This is a genomic window from Streptomyces sp. NBC_00846, assembly GCF_045207325.1.
GTDB lineage: Bacteria > Actinomycetota > Actinomycetes > Streptomycetales > Streptomycetaceae > Streptomyces.
The window spans coordinates 8,114,400-8,129,993 of the sequence record NZ_CP108846.1; the positions used below are offsets into that span (position 1 = coordinate 8,114,400).

19 protein-coding genes and 1 pseudogene are annotated in these 15,594 nt (G+C 68.1%); 12 read left to right on the forward strand and 8 right to left on the reverse strand.

All coding sequences use genetic code 11. From position 1 onward, the window contains the following. Positions 1-195 precede the first annotated feature (195 nt). On the forward strand, positions 196-627 hold the full coding sequence (locus OG936_RS37500; RefSeq protein WP_406500196.1) for a hypothetical protein: 432 nt from the start codon (positions 196-198) through the stop codon (positions 625-627). Between the two features lie 82 nt (positions 628-709). Here OG936_RS37500 and OG936_RS37505 read toward each other — a convergent pair whose 3' ends face one another. From OG936_RS37505 to OG936_RS37520, 4 genes and pseudogenes are all read right to left on the reverse strand, one after another. Then, on the reverse strand, positions 710-1,045 hold the full coding sequence (locus OG936_RS37505; protein WP_406500774.1) for a Helicase associated domain protein: 336 nt from the start codon (positions 1,043-1,045) through the stop codon (positions 710-712). Positions 1,046-1,332: 287 nt separating this feature from the next. Beyond that, a complete protein-coding gene (locus OG936_RS37510; protein ID WP_406500197.1) occupies positions 1,333-1,836 on the reverse strand; it encodes a hypothetical protein in 504 nt (167 codons plus the stop codon). 399 nt (positions 1,837-2,235) lie between these two features. After that, positions 2,236-2,508, reverse strand: a pseudogene (locus OG936_RS37515) (Helicase associated domain protein); the annotation flags it as partial. A 30-nt stretch (positions 2,509-2,538) separates the two neighbouring features. After that, positions 2,539-3,603: an IS110 family transposase gene (locus OG936_RS37520; protein ID WP_406500198.1), complete on the reverse strand. Its 1,065-nt coding sequence runs from the start codon at positions 3,601-3,603 to the stop codon at positions 2,539-2,541. A 408-nt stretch (positions 3,604-4,011) separates the two neighbouring features. On the opposite strand from OG936_RS37520, the gene OG936_RS37525 reads away from it, so the two are divergent. From OG936_RS37525 to OG936_RS37535, 3 genes are all read left to right on the forward strand, one after another. After that, positions 4,012-4,407, forward strand: a complete 396-nt coding sequence (locus OG936_RS37525; protein ID WP_406500199.1) for a transposase — start codon at positions 4,012-4,014, stop codon at positions 4,405-4,407. 307 nt (positions 4,408-4,714) lie between these two features. Further along, entirely contained in the window at positions 4,715-4,894 is a 180-nt protein-coding gene (locus OG936_RS37530; RefSeq protein WP_406500200.1) for a hypothetical protein, read from the forward strand. Positions 4,895-4,970: 76 nt separating this feature from the next. Next, complete coding sequence (locus OG936_RS37535) at positions 4,971-5,195, forward strand: hypothetical protein (RefSeq protein WP_406500201.1); 225 nt, start codon at positions 4,971-4,973, stop codon at positions 5,193-5,195. A 59-nt stretch (positions 5,196-5,254) separates the two neighbouring features. Here the strand turns inward: OG936_RS37535 and OG936_RS37540 are convergent, their stop codons facing one another. From OG936_RS37540 to OG936_RS37550, 3 genes are all read right to left on the reverse strand, one after another. Further along, positions 5,255-5,467, reverse strand: a complete 213-nt coding sequence (locus tag OG936_RS37540; protein ID WP_406500202.1) for a hypothetical protein — start codon at positions 5,465-5,467, stop codon at positions 5,255-5,257. Beyond that, positions 5,455-5,595, reverse strand: coding sequence for a hypothetical protein (locus OG936_RS37545; RefSeq protein WP_406500203.1), 141 nt, complete (start codon positions 5,593-5,595; stop codon positions 5,455-5,457). The genes OG936_RS37540 and OG936_RS37545 overlap by 13 nt, the downstream gene beginning before the upstream one ends. 89 nt (positions 5,596-5,684) lie before the next feature. Continuing rightward, on the reverse strand, positions 5,685-8,093 hold the full coding sequence (locus OG936_RS37550; RefSeq protein WP_406500204.1) for a hypothetical protein: 2,409 nt from the start codon (positions 8,091-8,093) through the stop codon (positions 5,685-5,687). Between the two features lie 119 nt (positions 8,094-8,212). On the opposite strand from OG936_RS37550, the gene OG936_RS37555 reads away from it, so the two are divergent. From OG936_RS37555 to OG936_RS37590, 8 genes are all read left to right on the forward strand, one after another. Beyond that, on the forward strand, positions 8,213-8,410 hold the full coding sequence (locus tag OG936_RS37555; RefSeq protein WP_406500205.1) for a hypothetical protein: 198 nt from the start codon (positions 8,213-8,215) through the stop codon (positions 8,408-8,410). A 506-nt stretch (positions 8,411-8,916) separates the two neighbouring features. Beyond that, positions 8,917-9,453: a hypothetical protein gene (locus tag OG936_RS37560; protein ID WP_406500206.1), complete on the forward strand. Its 537-nt coding sequence runs from the start codon at positions 8,917-8,919 to the stop codon at positions 9,451-9,453. Then, the gene (locus OG936_RS37565) at positions 9,450-10,388 is read left to right on the forward strand and encodes a hypothetical protein (protein ID WP_406500207.1); all 939 of its coding nucleotides are present in this window, start codon (positions 9,450-9,452) and stop codon (positions 10,386-10,388) included. The genes OG936_RS37560 and OG936_RS37565 overlap by 4 nt, the downstream gene beginning before the upstream one ends. A gap of 84 nt (positions 10,389-10,472) precedes the next feature. After that, positions 10,473-11,615 (forward strand): hypothetical protein, encoded by a 1,143-nt coding sequence (locus OG936_RS37570; protein ID WP_406500208.1) that lies wholly within the window; start codon positions 10,473-10,475, stop codon positions 11,613-11,615. 138 nt (positions 11,616-11,753) lie between these two features. Further along, positions 11,754-12,584, forward strand: a complete 831-nt coding sequence (locus OG936_RS37575) for an IS5 family transposase (protein WP_406499671.1) — start codon at positions 11,754-11,756, stop codon at positions 12,582-12,584. Between the two features lie 241 nt (positions 12,585-12,825). After that, on the forward strand, positions 12,826-13,002 hold the full coding sequence (locus OG936_RS37580) for a hypothetical protein (protein ID WP_406499758.1): 177 nt from the start codon (positions 12,826-12,828) through the stop codon (positions 13,000-13,002). A 266-nt stretch (positions 13,003-13,268) separates the two neighbouring features. Further along, on the forward strand, positions 13,269-13,661 hold the full coding sequence (locus tag OG936_RS37585; protein ID WP_327242194.1) for a hypothetical protein: 393 nt from the start codon (positions 13,269-13,271) through the stop codon (positions 13,659-13,661). A 156-nt stretch (positions 13,662-13,817) separates the two neighbouring features. Then, a complete protein-coding gene (locus OG936_RS37590; RefSeq protein ID WP_359109651.1) occupies positions 13,818-15,056 on the forward strand; it encodes an IS701 family transposase in 1,239 nt (412 codons plus the stop codon). 24 nt (positions 15,057-15,080) lie between these two features. Here OG936_RS37590 and OG936_RS37595 read toward each other — a convergent pair whose 3' ends face one another. Further along, a complete protein-coding gene (locus OG936_RS37595; protein ID WP_406500209.1) occupies positions 15,081-15,287 on the reverse strand; it encodes a hypothetical protein in 207 nt (68 codons plus the stop codon). Positions 15,288-15,594 lie beyond the last annotated feature (307 nt).

A 15,594-nucleotide genomic window follows, 5' to 3' on the forward strand; every position in this document is an offset into this window, starting at 1 on the left:
CCTGGAGGGCAGAACACGCGTCGGCGTCCTACGAGGTCGCCTGCGGGAGGGACTGCACGTCGCGTCCCACCATCAGGCTTGGGTCGGACACCCTGCGACAGCATCAGGAACTGAAAACCGGCCGAATACGGCTGGCCAAGCTTGCTGACGACGTGGGCCCGCGAGACTGGCAGATCACCGACCTGTGGAGGCCTCATGATTCCGGCTACCGTGCCCACCGAAGCCATCTTCGATCGCGGCAACCTGCCCGATGAGCTACTCCCCGTGCACGCCTGGGACGACGAAGGCGAGCCGCTGGTGCTGTGGCGCAATGAGCTGCGACGAGCACAGAACATCGAGGGCTTCAAGGAAGTCCGTGAGCGCCGCCAGATCGTCGGTGTCGTCCCAGGTGGGGGCTGGATGACGGAGTGGCAGGACCCGGACGAAGGGACATCGTTCGCTGATCCGGTGGTGGCGTGGGCGGTGTACTCCGACGGAGAAGCCAGAGCGATCGACACCGACTCTTCCGGCGAGGCTGTGCTGCTGTTTCCCAACGTCAAGAACCGGCGGACCTACCACCCGGGTCATATCCCGGACGCGCCGCTGCCCGGCGAGAAGTCGCCGGGTGCATCGAAAGAGGGCGGGTGAAGTATGCGAGATGCGGTCACCGATACCCCGAACCCCGGGCCTGGGTCCACCGAAACACTTGGCCCAAGCCCGGCAGTCGACGTCAAGCTGCCCAGTCCATGCCCAGCGCCGCGAGGGCGGCGAGCTGGTCGGCGTCCAACCGGTCCGTCCTCGATTTAGTGTTCGAAATCCATACGCCCAGCTTCACGGCCACCGGCTCCGCCTCGCCGTCGACCGCGATCTCTTCGCTGTGACCCCTTGGCACGGGCCGGTCCGCGCCTTCCCGTTCCACCCACTGTGTGAGGGCCGCCAGGCCCCGCTGGAACGCCGCCTGTGCCTTGCTCGGGCCCTTCGTCGCACGAGCGGCTGCCGGGGCGGGAGACGGAGCCTCAGCGGCCTTGATGCCCAGCGCGGACAGCCGCTCCCGCTGCTCGGACAGGAGCCGCGCCCAGGTGCCCGGCCGCTTCTACTGCTCCAGTCACAGTCCGATGTCGTCGCCGTCCATGAGGACGCCGGGTGTGATGCCGGGCAGCTGGCCGTCGGCATCGGCCAGGTCGGCGAGGACGCGGTGGTGGCGCTGCCAGTCCAGCGGCCAGGGGCAGTTCCAGTCCGGGTCGATAGCGGTGAGCTGCGCCGCGCGCTCCGCCGCCCGCTCCGGGTCCTACGCTGCCCACTCCAATCCGCAGGTCGACGAGGGGCCTTGACCCTGGAATCCTGCTGATGCCTCTACACCGCTGCGCCTCCGAGGATCCTCAGTGAGTACCTCTCGTATGTGCGGTGCAGAACCATCCTCACCGGGCCCGAGACCAACACTCCGCTGACAACGTACTCCTGTTCGATTCCCGTCTTGGTCACCTGCTTCTCGTACAGGGAGTCGGTCTCCTTCTTCGCCCGGTCGAGCCACGAGGACGCCTTGTCATGGTCGATTCCGGCGACGTCGAGACCTGTGCAGGAAGCCAGGAACTCGAAATCGCCTGGTTCCTTCGTACCCGCGCGGCACAGCAGGGAGGACATGTTCTTGTGATCGGCGTAGCCGGCCGACACGGTCATCCCGTTCTTGCCGCGCCCGTGAACGTACGTCGTCATTTTCCCGTTGGGCATCTCCTGCTCGATGGGCTTTTCGAGTCGGATCTTCCAGTCCTTCGCCAGTCCGGTGAGGAAATCGTTCCCGGTGTATCCCGTGGCCATCGTCCTTGCTGGGCTGAGCGTGGCCTGTTTGTCGCTGGTCACCGCATGCTTGGGCAGATCGGAGGCCTGCGGCAGGGTCTGTGTTGCGGACGGCTCGGGACGAGGTGCCACTGTCCTCGGCGCTTGTGGCGATGCCACGCCGGGGCTGTCCTGGCCACAGGAGGCGGTTCCCACCGCGCCGGCGACGAGAGTTATCAGTACGACGGGAACGCGGAGGGCGGCCCGTGTCCCGAGCCACTGTCCACCCGAACGCGCCCTCTGGATCTGGGGTATCACCGAGAGCCCACTCCTGCCGGGAACTTGAAGCCGTCCTGGACGACAGCCGCCGGCATTCCGGATACGGCCATGATTCTCTTGCGTACTTCTCTCATGTGCACACGCTCTCCGAGGGTGATGTCTGCCGATGCGGAAGCGACTTGCTATTGAAACCAGCACCGCACGCTACACGGCCCACTCCACCCCGAGCTTGCGTAGTGCGTCGAGTTGTTCGGCGGTGAGCTTGTCCCGCCTGGACTTGGTGTTGCTGTACCAGATGCCGAGCTTGGTCTCGGTCCCGTCGGGCAAGGTCTCCACCGCCTTCCGGGGTACCGGTCGGCCCACGCCTTCCCGTTCGACCCATTGCGCGAGTGCCGTCAGGCCTCGCTGGAACGCCTGCTGTGCCTTGCTCGGCCCCTTCGCACCGGGCTTGGCGGCCGGGGCGGGAGACGGCGCCTCACTGAGAGATTCTGAAGCTTCTATAGATCGTCAAGCTGCAGGAGACGGCCCGGGTGCGCCGGTGAATGCGCTGGTGAGGTGGCGGTAGACCTCTCGCGCGACGAAGCGCTTGAGGCATCTGAAGATGTCCTTCGTCTTGAGTCCTTCGAGGGTGCGTCGTGCGACGTAGTCGCGGGTGCGCGGGTCGTGACGCATGCGGACCAGCACGATTGTGTGCAGCGCCCGGTTGGCCTGGCGGTCTCCACCGCGGTTGAGTCGGTGGCGGTCTGTGCGCCCGGATGAGGCTGGCACGGGTGAGGCGGCGCACAGGTGGGCGAATGAGGCCTCTGAAGCGAGCCTGTCGGGATTGTCACCGACGGTGACCAGTAGCTGCCCGGCGGTCTCGGTCCCGACGCCCGGCAGCGCGAGCAGGCCGGGGGCGGTGCGAGTGATCAGGACGCGCAGGTCGGCGTCCGCGTCTGCTATCTCCTCGCTCAAGTGCCGGTAGCGCTTGGCCAGACGCTTGAGGGCCAGTTTGACGGCTGTGGCCGGGGCAGCCAGGTCGGTGCCCGGACGGCTGGCGGCCAGCCGTCGGACCAGCTCGGTGGTGGTCAGCGAGCGCAGTGCTTCGCGTACCGCAGCGGGCGCGGTGATAATCAGTGATTTGATCTGGTTGATGGTCTGGGTGCGGGCCTTGACGGCACTGGCGCGTACCACGCGCAGTCCGCGGATTGCCTCGACCGCGCCATCGCGGTGCTTCGGGGTGCCTGTGGCGCGGCCGGCGAGTACCGCGGTGGCGGCGGCGTAGGCATCAATGGGGTCGGACTTCCCAGCCTCGCGACGAGCACGACGGTCGGGTCGGTCCACCTCGATGACAGTGATCTGGTTGGTATGGAGATAGCGGGAAAGTTCGGCACCGAAGGAGCCTGTGCCCTCCATGCCCACGACCAGTACTTGGCCGTGGGAGTGCAGCCATTCCAGCAGGTCTCGGTAGCCCGTGGGCGTTGTGGGGAACGCCTCGGTGGCCAGGTGTCGGCCGATGGTGTCGATGACGGCGGCCTGGTGGAGGTCGGTGTGGGTGTCGATCCCGCCGATCACCTCGATGGGCTGTGACATGGTGGCCGGGTTCCTTCCGTGCGCGGCGAGTGGGCTCGCGCGCACCGGTCGGCAGACGGACACGACTGTGATGGGACCGCTTGGGTCAAGCTTCTATGAGGTCACGATCTCCGGCCGGTACACGCATTGGCACCGCTCGGAAGGCCGACGATTCAGAGTCAGGACAGCCGAAGCGTCAATCGGGGATCGGGTCAGACCCTCGAGCGGTGCCGCCTCATCCTCACAGTCGGGGATTTTGGAGATTCCCAGCGCGGCAGCGTGATTAACGGGCATGCTCGGGCTGTTCCAGTGGCCAATGCAGTCGTCGAGATGCCCGTTGTCCCTCCGCCCCCGTTCCGGTGAGCAAGTCCCCTCTCTGACCGCGCAGATCGCGCGGGCGAGCAACCCGGCGGCACCACGGCGATGTGGGTGAGAGACCGGCTGGATGGGCTGTGGTGCGACGAGGACTTCGCCGACTGGTACCCGCGTGACGGGCGACCGGGCCTGTCGCCCGCCCAGCTGGCCACCGTCTGCGTGCTGCAGTTCCTGCTCGGCCTGTCGGACCGGCAGGCCGCCGAGGCGGTCCGCTGCCGCATCGACTTCAAGTACGCCATGGCCATGAAGCTGGATGCCCCCGGCTTCCACCACAGCGTGCTGGCCGACTTCCGCAACCGGCTCACCGAGGCCGACCGGGCCGACCGCCTTCTCGACCTCGCCCTGGCCCGCCTCAAGGAAGCCGGCCTCATGGGCGAACGCACCACGCAGCGCACCGACTCCACCCACGTCCTGGCCGCGGTCCGCGACCTGACCCGGACCACCGCCTGAGTGCGCGGCTACAGCGTCTGCTCGGCCATTGCGGGTGCCGAACCGGACGCGGAGCATATGAGCGGGTGGCATTCGGACCCTCTGAAGGCCGCCGTCAGCTTCTCTGGCATCGACACCGCTCGCGTCATCCATGAGCACAAGCCATCCGCCCGCAGCACCGAACGCGTCATGCTTCCCGAGGAGCTGAACGAACACCGACGCCAGCCTTCAGCTCCTCATCGGGCAGGGCTCCTGCGATCCGGAGGAACTGCTGGCCAAGTTCACGAAACGCTCCGCCGCCCGCCGCGACGCCCGGCAGGATGTACTCATGTCACCGAAGATCAAGCTCAGCGGGGCCGAAAAGGACATGACCCTCGACGAGCTGGAGGAAGCCATCAAGCTCGCCCGGAACGCCGGAGCCGAGGGGGACTCCTACGTGTACGCGGAACTCAGCACCAGCGGGAAGATCAAGGAGATCAGCGTGAGCACTGGCGAGCGCACCGAGTAATCGAGCCCGGCCCATTCCCGGAGGCTGAGGCAGTGTCGGCCCGCCGAGGCGCGACGCACGCAGATCCGGATGCCCCGTGATCGTCGAGATCGGTGACGCCCCGCCGCCTGGCCGCGGTGCCGACATCACATCCGAGGTCTGGCTCGACCCGAGCGAAGCCGCCAACGGCGCGGTCATCCCCCTGCGACCGACCACCCACAAGACCTGCCCGGCCGTGCACGGAATGTTGGGCGCGGCATCGCATTTCGGGCAGGTGATGTCCATCGCGTGCCGGGTTCGTTCCGGCGAACCGCTCCCCTGAGCGCGGGCCGGGCCTCGGGGGGCGGGTGCGTCCTCACCGTCCGTTCGGGCCAATGACGGTCACGCTACCGAGCGCGCCGAAGCCGTGGGCCGGTTCTGGGGAGACCAGTCGTCGTTGGCGAACAGCACCGTCGGCGGAACAGCGCGCGGCGTGCCGACCATGTCCGACAAGGTGACCGACGCGCCCGAAACAGCCAGGACCAGGCGGACCTGCCCGTCGAACCGCACCCGTTCCCCGACAGCCAGGCCCTCCGGCCGAGTCAGAGGTCCCATCGCGGCCCCCTCGCTGCAGCGTGGACCACGGAGTCGGAGCCCAACAGCCGTGCGGTCACGTCTGTCACCAGGGCGCCGGACCACAGCAGATGGAAGAGCACCGGCAACACCATCAGCGGATCACTCACCTTGGGGCTCCGATAAGGCCTCAGTCACCGATCCTGCTGGCTTATTCCGTACCCAGCAGGATCGTCACCAGCCGCAAACGGCGGCATCCCTACGACGGGCCCGGCGGTACGTGTTCCCTCTGTTCAACGGACACGGACGGTTCCCATGGAGATGTCGGTGTGCCGTCCGGGTCCAGGCCATACGGCCACAGCCTGTTGAAGATATTTCGCATCTCGGCCAGGTGGGGCAGGGCGTCGGTGTTGCCGTGGTCGGCGGCCTGCCGGGCGAGGGTTTCGGCGCCGTCCCGGTCCCCGGCCTCCTCCCGCATCCCGGCCAGGCCGACCAGGGCTCTGGTGTTGCCGTGGTCGGCGGCCTGCCGGTAGAGGGTTTCGGCGCCGTCCCGGTCCCCGGCCTCCTCCCGCATCGCGGCCAGGTTGACCAGGGCGTAGCCGTCGCCGTGGTCGGCGGCCTGCCGGGCGAGGGTTTCGGCGCCGTCCTGGTCCCCGGCCTCCTCCCGCATCTCGGCCAGGAGGGGCCAGGCGGCGGTGTTGCCGTGGTTGGCGGCCTGTTGGGCGAGGGTTTCGGCGCCGTCCTGGTCCCCGGCCTCCTCCCGCATCTCGGCCAGGCTGACCAAGGCGCCGCTGTTGCCGTGGTCGGCGGCCTGCCGGTAGAGGGTTTCGGCGCCGTCCCGGTCCCCGGCCAGCTCCCGCATCCCGGCCAGGTTTTCCAGGGCAAAGGTGTTGCCGTGGTCGGCGGCCTGCCGGGCGAGGGTTTCGGCGCCGTCCCGGTCCCCGGCCTCCTCCCGCATCGCGGCCAGGGCGGTCAGGGCGAAGATGTCGCCGCGGTTGGCGGCCTGTTGGGCGAGGGTTTCGGCGCCGTCCTGGTCCCCGGTCTTCTCCCACATCCCGATCAGGTTGACCACGGCGCCGCTGTTGCCGTGGTCGGCGGCCTGCCGGTAGAGGGTTTCGGCGCTGTCCCGGTCCCCGGCCTCCTCCCGCATCCCGGCCAGGCGGGTCAGGGCGCCGCTGTTGCCGTGGTTGGCGGCGCGTTGGAGGAGGTGGTGACTCCATTGCAGGCGGTGCCGGTTTTTGGCTGCTTGGGCGAGGTTGTTCAGGTCGTCGGGGTGGGTGAGGTGGGTGTGTGCGGCATACCAGAAGGATGCGGGTGGGCACAGGCTGCGGCGGGTGGTGCGGCCGTGTTGTTCGAGGTAGTCGGCGAGCAGGAACACCGGGCCTGTGGGAGGTGGCAGGGTGGTGCCGGCGTCGGTGGTGGGGGTGGGCGGGCGTCGTGAGGGCCGGCGGGTGGTGCGGCGCAGGGGTGCTTGCTTGCCGTGGACCTGCTCGGCGAGTTCGGCGTAGGCCTGCTCGGCCCAGTCGTCGGTGAGCTGGTCGTAGTCGTGATCGCTGAGGTAGTCGGGGGCGGCGTCGGTCAGGAAGGCCTGCGGGAGGTGGAGGCCTGTGCCGAGCCGGCGGGCGTCCATCGCCGCTTCCAGGAGCGCGCGGGAGGCGGCCTGGCGGGGCTGTTCGTAGCGGCGCAGGAGTTCGGGAGCTCCGGCCAGATCCTGGGTGATCCGGCTGGCGTTCCGGTTGCGGGTGAGGGCATCGGCCAGCAGGGTGTCGCCCTGCTTGGCAAGGGCCGTCGCGGTGGCCAGGGCCGCGGCGTCGAACGTGCCGGGGACGCTCACGGTGTGTCCGGCCATCAGTTCCCGCACCAGGCTGTACGGATCGTCCTCGCCCGGTGTGGGCGGGGCGGTGTAGTCGTGTGCGTACTCGGGCCACAGCGTGCCCAGGACCAGGACCGGGCCGCGTTCCTCGTCGAGCAGCAGCTGGCGCACCGCCGCCGCGATCCGTTCGCCGAACTTCCGGTCGCCGAGGTAGTGCTGTGCCTCGTTCAGCCACACCACCGTCCGCGGCCCGACCCGGTGCAGGTCTTCAAGGGCGGCTTCGGCGCGGGTCGGATCGAAGGGATGCCATAGCCGCCAGGCCTTCTCGGCGAGCGGCTGCACGGCCTCCCAGCACGCCCGGGTCTTACCCGTCGAGGAGGTCCCCACCAGGACCACGATTGCGCTGCGGCCCGTGGCGGCCGCCGTGACCGCGTTGGCCAGCACCTGGTCATGCTCGCGTCGCACATACCCCGGCAGCGTCCGCACGCCGTCGGCGCCCGACGGGCCCTTGCCGGGTCCGGCGGGGTGGACTTCCAGTTCGTGCGGATCCCACTGTCCGATCGGTCGGCCCGGCCCCGACACGTCGGCTGACGCAGTGCCTGTCTCCTCGGCCGCGATCCGCCGCAACTCCAGCAGCTCGCCCACCGGCAGCTTCAACACACCGGCCAGCGCCGTCACCGTGTCAGCCGACGGCACGCCGCCGCTGGGGGAGAGTGCCTTCGACACCGTCGTACGCCCCAGGCCCGCTTTCCTGGCGAGTGTTGTCTGATCCAGGCGGGCACGGGCCCGTCCCTCATCGAGTCTTGAGCGCAGCTCGGACTGTGCGGAACGTCGACGGTCCGGCTCGTCGTGCATGTGACGGTCTCCAGGTGGTGTGTGTGCCCGTGTTCATCTTCGTTCCGGTGAACCATGGCGCACAGCTGTTCCGCGAACTTCGTCCCTGTCAACACCCCACCGTGTCCAGGGAGTCTGCCGTGACCGTCGCTGTTGTCCTTCTCACCATCGCTGTCGTTCTCCTCATCGCGCTGCTGTCCGCCGTCGGCGCCGGCATGCTGGCCCGGATCGATAGCGCCACCTGGCCAACGGCCTGCACCCGTGCTGCCGGCACCTTCGCAGCCGTCCTGGCCCTCGCCGCCGCCGTCACCGCAGCCCTTTCCCCCTTTTTCACCTGACGACCAGCCCTCCCCAGTCTCCGAAGGCTGACCGTTTTTACTCGGGTACGCGGCGAGCGAGAGGTCGAGGCGGGCAAGGTGGCTCGCGTCCAGCGGGTACGGGGCTGCTGCTATTCCACACCCCACCCGCGACCAGGAACGCCAAGACGGTCGCTGATGTCCTGCCGAGCCGTCAGACCCGCTGGGTACGGAATAAGCCAGCAGGATCGGTGACGGATTCCTTGCCGGAGCCCCACCTTGGCCGCCCTCGGCCGCAACGGGCCTGGCTCGGCGAAGGGCTCCATCAACTCAGCGGCGACGTGCCGACGCAGGCACCTAGGAGGGGCGCTCGCTGGGGCGGACGGTTACCGGGCGGAGCCTGTATGAGTGCCCGGTCGGTTCCGGCCACTGTCCCTGAAGTTCCGGCGGTGACCTGGTGGCGACGGGTAGCTTCGGTCCGCTTATGGCTTCAGCCTGCGCGGGGATGGGCAGTGTCGTGCCAGGCCACGCACGTAGGGGGATTTTCGGTGAGCAGTACTGGGCGTGAGTTGGCTCAGGAGCATCAGCTTCTGCGCGATGCGTTCCGGGAGCGCCATGCGCGTGTGGTCCGCCTCGATCAGGACGACGCGTCGTTCGATGCGGAGTACGGGCAGATGGTCGAGCAGGCGGAACGGCTCCTGGAGTTCGAGAAGGGGGTGCCGGCGCGTCTGGCTGAGCCGCAGCGTGAGCGCAGTGAGCGGTTCGTGAAGTGGTCGTGGCGTGCCGAGACGGCGGTGGCCGCCCTTTTGATCGCTGCTGTGTTCGTCGTGGGGAACACGGCGTGGTGGCTGGTTCTGCTTGTGCCGCATCTGCTGGCGACTCTGATGGGCTGGACGGTCGAGGTCACTGCTGCCCGGCATGTCCACCAGCGCAGGGTGGCGGTTGGTCTGCATGTGCTGTGTGTGCTGGTCGCGCTCGTGAGTCTCGGGGTGGTCTCGGCCTGGTTCCTGATCACTGTCCCGGTCGGGTGGATCGTGGTCGGTGTGGCCTCCGAGGACACGCCCGTGAAGGGGCAGACGCGATGACGGGCGACTACGACCGCGAGATCCGGGACCTGGACAACAGGGTCGACTCCCTGGAGAGCGACCTGCAGAGCCTGAGCGACAAGTTCGGGTACACCGGCCATCTCGACGACGAGCTCCGCGACATCCGCAACGACATCAGCAGCGCGGACAGCAAGATCGAAGAGCTCGACGACGACCTGCAAGATCACATCGGGAAGACCGGCCGGGCCGTGAAACGGCTGATCGGCCAGGTGCAGCTTCTCGAGGGCCACCTCCTGGCCTCCGGCGGCGCCCAGCTCGCGGACCTGGACACCTTCACCGCAGAGCAGCGGCAACAGGCCGCGGCGATCGAACGCGGCCGGCACGCCCGCAGCGTCCTGCTCACCGCCCATGAACGGAACATGCACCAACAACGAGTGCGGAGGTTCGAAACCAGCGCTACGCAGCACCGCGAGCACCAGGCCACGGTGATAGCGACGGCAGGGAAACTGACTGGCACAGCCGGTTCCCGGGACCGGGAGCAGGCCGTGACGGAGCTGGAGAAGCTCGTGACGCAGGAACGGCGGCTGCGGCAGGAGCTGGACCAGCAGGCCGATCGCGCGGAAGAGGCGGACAACGCCCTGGCGGCCGACGCGAAGGCCCGGGCGGAGAAGCAGGGGGTGATCGCCGCCGGGGAGAAGGCGGAAAAGAAGCTGGTCCTGGCGCTGCGCAGCCGGCTGTCCGATGCCGTGAGTGCACGGTTCCTGATGCCGTCGTGGTTCGTGACGGTGCTCGGGTCGGTCCCGCCGGCCGTCGGAACCCAGAAGTGGCTGGACACCGCCACGCACGTGCTGTTGTACCGGCTCACCTACAACATCACGGACCCCGTGGTTGCGCTGGGGGACAAGCCTGCCGACCGGGCCGGGCGCCGTGCCGAGTGGTACGGGCAGCTGGCCAAAGATCTGCGTCGCTGGTAGCGCAGGGTGGGGGCTGTTTTGCGGGGTGACAGGCGGCAGATCCAGACGGCAGTCCTGGGCGGTGCGGAGTCGGAGGAGCCGCTGATGCTGCCGCTGGAGGCGATCGAGCTGGACGCCTTCCGACGTCGGCACAGTGATCACACGTTCTGGTGCGGGCTGCTGCTCGGCGGCTGTGGCGGTCAGTTGACGACGAAGCTGTACACCGACCGCATATGCCATTTCGCCCATAACCCCGGCGCCGAGGGGCATTCTCATCTGTGCGGTCGCTCCTCCCGGGGGGTGAGCAGTGCAGACCACCTGTACGTGAAGTCTGCGGCTGTCGCTTGGCTTCGTGCTCGGGGTGAGGGTGCGGACTTTGACTTCGCCCGGCCGGGCGGGGCGCCGATCGGTTCTGTGGTGGACATCCGGTTTCAGCACGCTGCTCTGCGTGTGCACCTGGACGGCGAGGTGGTACCGGCGTGGGACGAGGAGGGCCACGAACCAGTGCTCGGAGCGTCAGTGCCGGTGGACCAGGACATGCTGATCCGCCGCTGGTACGTCCACCGCATCCGTCTGGACAGCCAGGGCACCACCCGCCAGGTGCAGATCGGTACCGAGGCTTTCGCGCGGCCCACCGAATGGTTCGGCCTGGACGAATGCGAGGTGACGCAGCGTGGCTTGTCCACACCGGCGGTGGAGCGCATCGTGGCATCCCGCAGTGCACCGCCCCCGCGGTGGTCCCCGGCGAAGACCCGGAAAGCGGTGAGTCCGGATGCCAGGGCGTGGGCCTTGTTGAGCCGCTTGAATGATGCGCGCAACTTCGCGTGGGAAGGCACGGCGTCGCATGTCTGCTGGGAGATCGCCCGCCTGGATGAAGTGAGCCAGCATGTGCGGGAACAGCTGGATGCGGCCGTGGAAGAGACACGCGGCTGGCTGGAGGAGAAGGCAGAGGAGCGCCGTGAGCTGTTCTCCCAACTGGACCAGGCGGTCAGCGCGCAGGACACCGCACGAGTCCGCAAGCTGCTGACCAGTATCAACACGACGGCCCCTGATGACCGGACGAAAGACGAACATGCCGTCGCAGACCGGGCAGCGGAGCACCTTGCTGCCGCAGCCCGTGCCACCCAAGAGCGGATCGTGGCGCGGAACACCGCCGCAAGAGCGGCGTCGGATGCTTCCTCTCGGGTCGCGAGCATTCTCAACAACCTGCGCCGCGGGAAGTACGAGGACCTAGTACTCCAGCCGTAGATAGTGATCTTGCCCGTTGGTGTACTGGACGCTTCAGAGGGCGGTATGTGACGTGATGCCACGTTTGCTGTCGCTGGAACGTGTGGCACAGGCGTATCGGGGCTGATCGGAGAGTCCTGTCGTGCTGGAGTGTTCCTCGTGAGAGACCGCCAGCCCTACAAGAGCGACTTATCCGACGAGCGGTGGGCCCTGATCGAGCCCGTCATCGCTTCCTGGAAGGCTCAGCATCCCTCCGTCAGCGGCCACCAAGGCGCCTACGAGATGCGGGAGATCGTCAACGCCCTGCTTTACCAGTCCCGTACCGGCTGCCAGTGGGACTACCTCCCCCACGACCTGCCCCCGGTCGGAGCGGTGAAGTACTACTTCTACAAATGGCGCGACGACGGCACCGACCAGACCATCCACGACCTGCTGCGTTGGCAGGTCCGCGAGAGCCGGGGGCGCAAGGCCGACCCGAGCCTGGTGGTGCTCGACACCCAGAGCCTGCACGCGGCCGCCGGGGTGCCCGCCGACACCACCGGAAGGGACGCGGCAAAAAAAGTCTCAGGCCGCAAACGCGGCCTGGCAGTTGATGTTCTCGGTCTGGTGATCGCGGTGGTGGTGCTGGCCGCGTCCGCGCATGACAACGCCGCCGGCATCGCATTGCTGGACAAGGTCGCGGCCGACACCGACACGGTGCAGAAGGCCCTGGTGGACCAGGGGTTCAAGACCGCCGTCGTCGACCACGGGCAGAAGGTGGGCATCGACGTCGAAGTCGTCGAGCGCAACCCGGCAACCAGCGGGTTCGTCCCGCAGCCCAAGAGGTGGGTGGTGGAGCAGGTGAACGGGATCATGATGCTGCACCGCAGGCTGGTACGGGACTACGAGCACCGGCCCGCCTCCGCCGAGTCGAGGGTGTACTGGGCCATAAGCGACCGGATGGCCCGGATGCTCACCGCGACCTCCACCCCTACCTGGCGCGGCGCATGAGCGGCAGCGAGCTGACCTTGGGAGCGGTGCTGGCGCACCTGGAGGAGCAAGAGCGCGATATCGCCGCGCAGGCCGAGGCTACACGGGGACGCATCGCGGAACTCACTGCGCAATTGGGGAGTTCGACCGGGCCGCCGAGGAGGTCCGCATCACCCGCAAGACGCTGCTGGCTCTGCCTGATCCATCCCCGCCGACGCCGCCGGCCGCGAAGCTGCCGGACCATCCGGCCTACCGGCAGATCATGGCGGTGTTCGCCGCGGCCGACGCCCCGCTGCGGGCGCGGGCGGTCTGCGAGGCGATGGATCTGGAGATCGCGCCCAGCAACGTCAACAACGTCCGGCTGAAGCTCAAGCGGCTGGCCGAACGCGGGATCCTGATCGAGCCCGAGCAGGGGTTGTTCACCCAGCCGCGGCCATAGTCACCCGGAGAGGCCACCACCAGCCCGACAGCTCCAGCTGCAAGCGCGAAACGGGCAGCACGTTACTTACTGCCCTCTCAGTTGGCGGTCCCGTGCTCAGTCGCAGATGCGGCGGCTGGTGGCGGCAGTAATGCGGCGGCCGGCACTCGGGGACGTGGATCTGGACGTGGAGCACCGTGCGCCGCTGGTGGTCCGGGCATGGGTCCTGAGGCCGCGCCCAAGTGCAGGGGCGTGTCCGCCGGGAAGGCCGCCCGTAGGATCCGGGCATGAACAGCAAAGGGTGGGGAGCCCTCTATGGGCTGTGCATGGCTATCGCGTTCGGCTGGGGGCTGACCGGGCTTGTCGAGGGCGGGTGCGACTGGGGGTTCAGCGGCCGAAGTCGGGTGTGTGGCGTGCCGGACGGCTACGGCTGGCATTTTGCCGTCTGCGTCATCACGGCTGTTTCGCTGGTCGCGCTGGGCTGGACGGTGATCCGTACCGACGACTGGCGGCCGTCGTTGGGGATCTCTGCCGGTGCTGTGGTTGCCTTGGGGATCACCTTGTCCGCGGGCACCGCCCAAGGATTCTTGATTCTGGCGGCAGTCGAGGCGGCATTCGCCGTGGGAATGCCGTTGATTCTTTGGCGGTCGGGCGCACGAAGGCGTGGGCGTAGAGGATGAGCAAGACCTCCACGCCCACGTGAACGCTCGAAGCTGAGTGGACCGCAGACTGGTGCGGCCACCGGTGATCATCGGCGTGTGAAGACAGATGATCAGGCGGTGGCCGCGGGGCACAGCGTAGATCCTGCCCGTTGGCAGGAGGCGTTCGAAGTTCTGATGGGCCGGATAGCGGGCCGGTTCGCGCGAGTGGAGCCACGGCGTCGGGTACGGGACTTGGTGCTGGGGCTGCTGTCGGACCTGCCACGTAAGAACTGCTGGAGCATCGCCGAGTGGGTCGGGGAGGCCACCCCGGACGGCATGCAGCACTTGCTTGGCCGTGCCAGGTGGGATGCCGACGTAGTGCGCGATGATGTGCGGGAGTACGTGCTGGAGCACCTGCGCGACGAGGACGCGGTGCTGGTGGTCGACGAGACCGGGGACGTGAAGAAGGGCACGCACACCGTCGGTGTCCAGCGCCAATACACCGGCACCGCCGGGAGGATCGAAAACGCCCAGGTCGCCGTCTACCTCGTCTACGCAGGCCGCCGCGGACACGCGGCGGTGGACCGTGAGCTGTACATCCCGCGCTCGTGGACGTGCGACCCGGACCGCTGCCGGGCAGCCGGACTGGGTGAGGACACCGTCTTCGCCACCAAGCCGGAGCTGGCCGCCCGCATGATCGGCCGGTTCCTTGACGCCGGGCACCGCGTGGGCTGGGTCGCGGGGGACGAGGTCTACGGCGGCAACCCGAAGCTGCGCTCCCCGCTGGAAGAGCGCGGTGTCGGTTACGTGCTCGCCGTCGCCTGCTCGGCCGAAGTCACTACCGGTGCTGGAAAGTTCCGCGCGGACGTGCTGGCCGCGAAGGTGCCCAACCGGGTCTGGCAGAAGCTGTCGGCGGGGGCAGGCGCCAAGGGGCAGCGCTTCTACGACTGGGCCGTCATCGACCTGGCCGAACCCCGCCCTGGCAGCCACCAGCTGCTGATCCGCCGCAACCGCACCACCGGTGAACTGGCCTACTACCGCTGCTTCTCGCCCACCCCGGCGCCCCTGGCCACGCTGGTCCGCGTCGCCGGGTCAAGATGGCGGGTGGAGGAGACCTTCCAGTCCGGAAAGGGCCTGGCCGGACTGGACGAGCACCAGGTCCGCCGCTTCACCTCCTGGTCGCGCTGGGTCACCCTGGCCATGCTCGCCCACGCCTTCCTCGCCGTCGTCCGCGCCGACGAACACGCCCACCATCCCGCCCCGGACAGGCTGATCCCGCTCACCTGCAACGAAATCCAGCGACTGTTCACCACGCTCGTCGTCCAGCCCGTGCACGACGCAGCCCACCGGCTCGGCTGGTCCGCCTGGCGACGCCGCCACCAAGCCCGAGCCCAGGCCAGCCATTACCGCCGACAAGCCGCGCACCAGACATGAAGATCACGATCTACGGCTGGAGTACTAGGCAGCGAGATCGACGCTCTCGACCACTTCGCCGAGATCGCCGGCAACCGCCTGACGATTCACCACACACGCCAGATCAAGCAGTGGAAACAGAAGCACCGCGGCGGCTCCAAAGCCCCAGAAGAGCAGCCGCACGGAGGCGGCAGCGCTCGGCAACGAGGAGTCACGTCGTCTCCTGCGCACCAGCAGGTTCCGCGCCGTCACTGGATCAAGCGGGATTGTCCAAGCTGCCGTTCCGCTGCAGGCAAGGAATGCCTAGATAGCGACGGGCAGGGAAAGTGGAGCTGGAGGCCGTTCCCTCACGATGAGCGACTCCAGTTGACCATTGAGGAACGCCAGGCTCGGGTCACGCCGAACAAGCAGGTCACGCAGGAAACGCGGACGAACCGGGAAGCGACGATTGATGAACGCTCGGCTCGGGGGAGGAGGCGGGGCAAGCGGAAAGCGCGGACGAACCGGGAAGCGACGCCAGCGCCATTGGCTTCGTGGCGAGTGACGGATATCGCCTGTC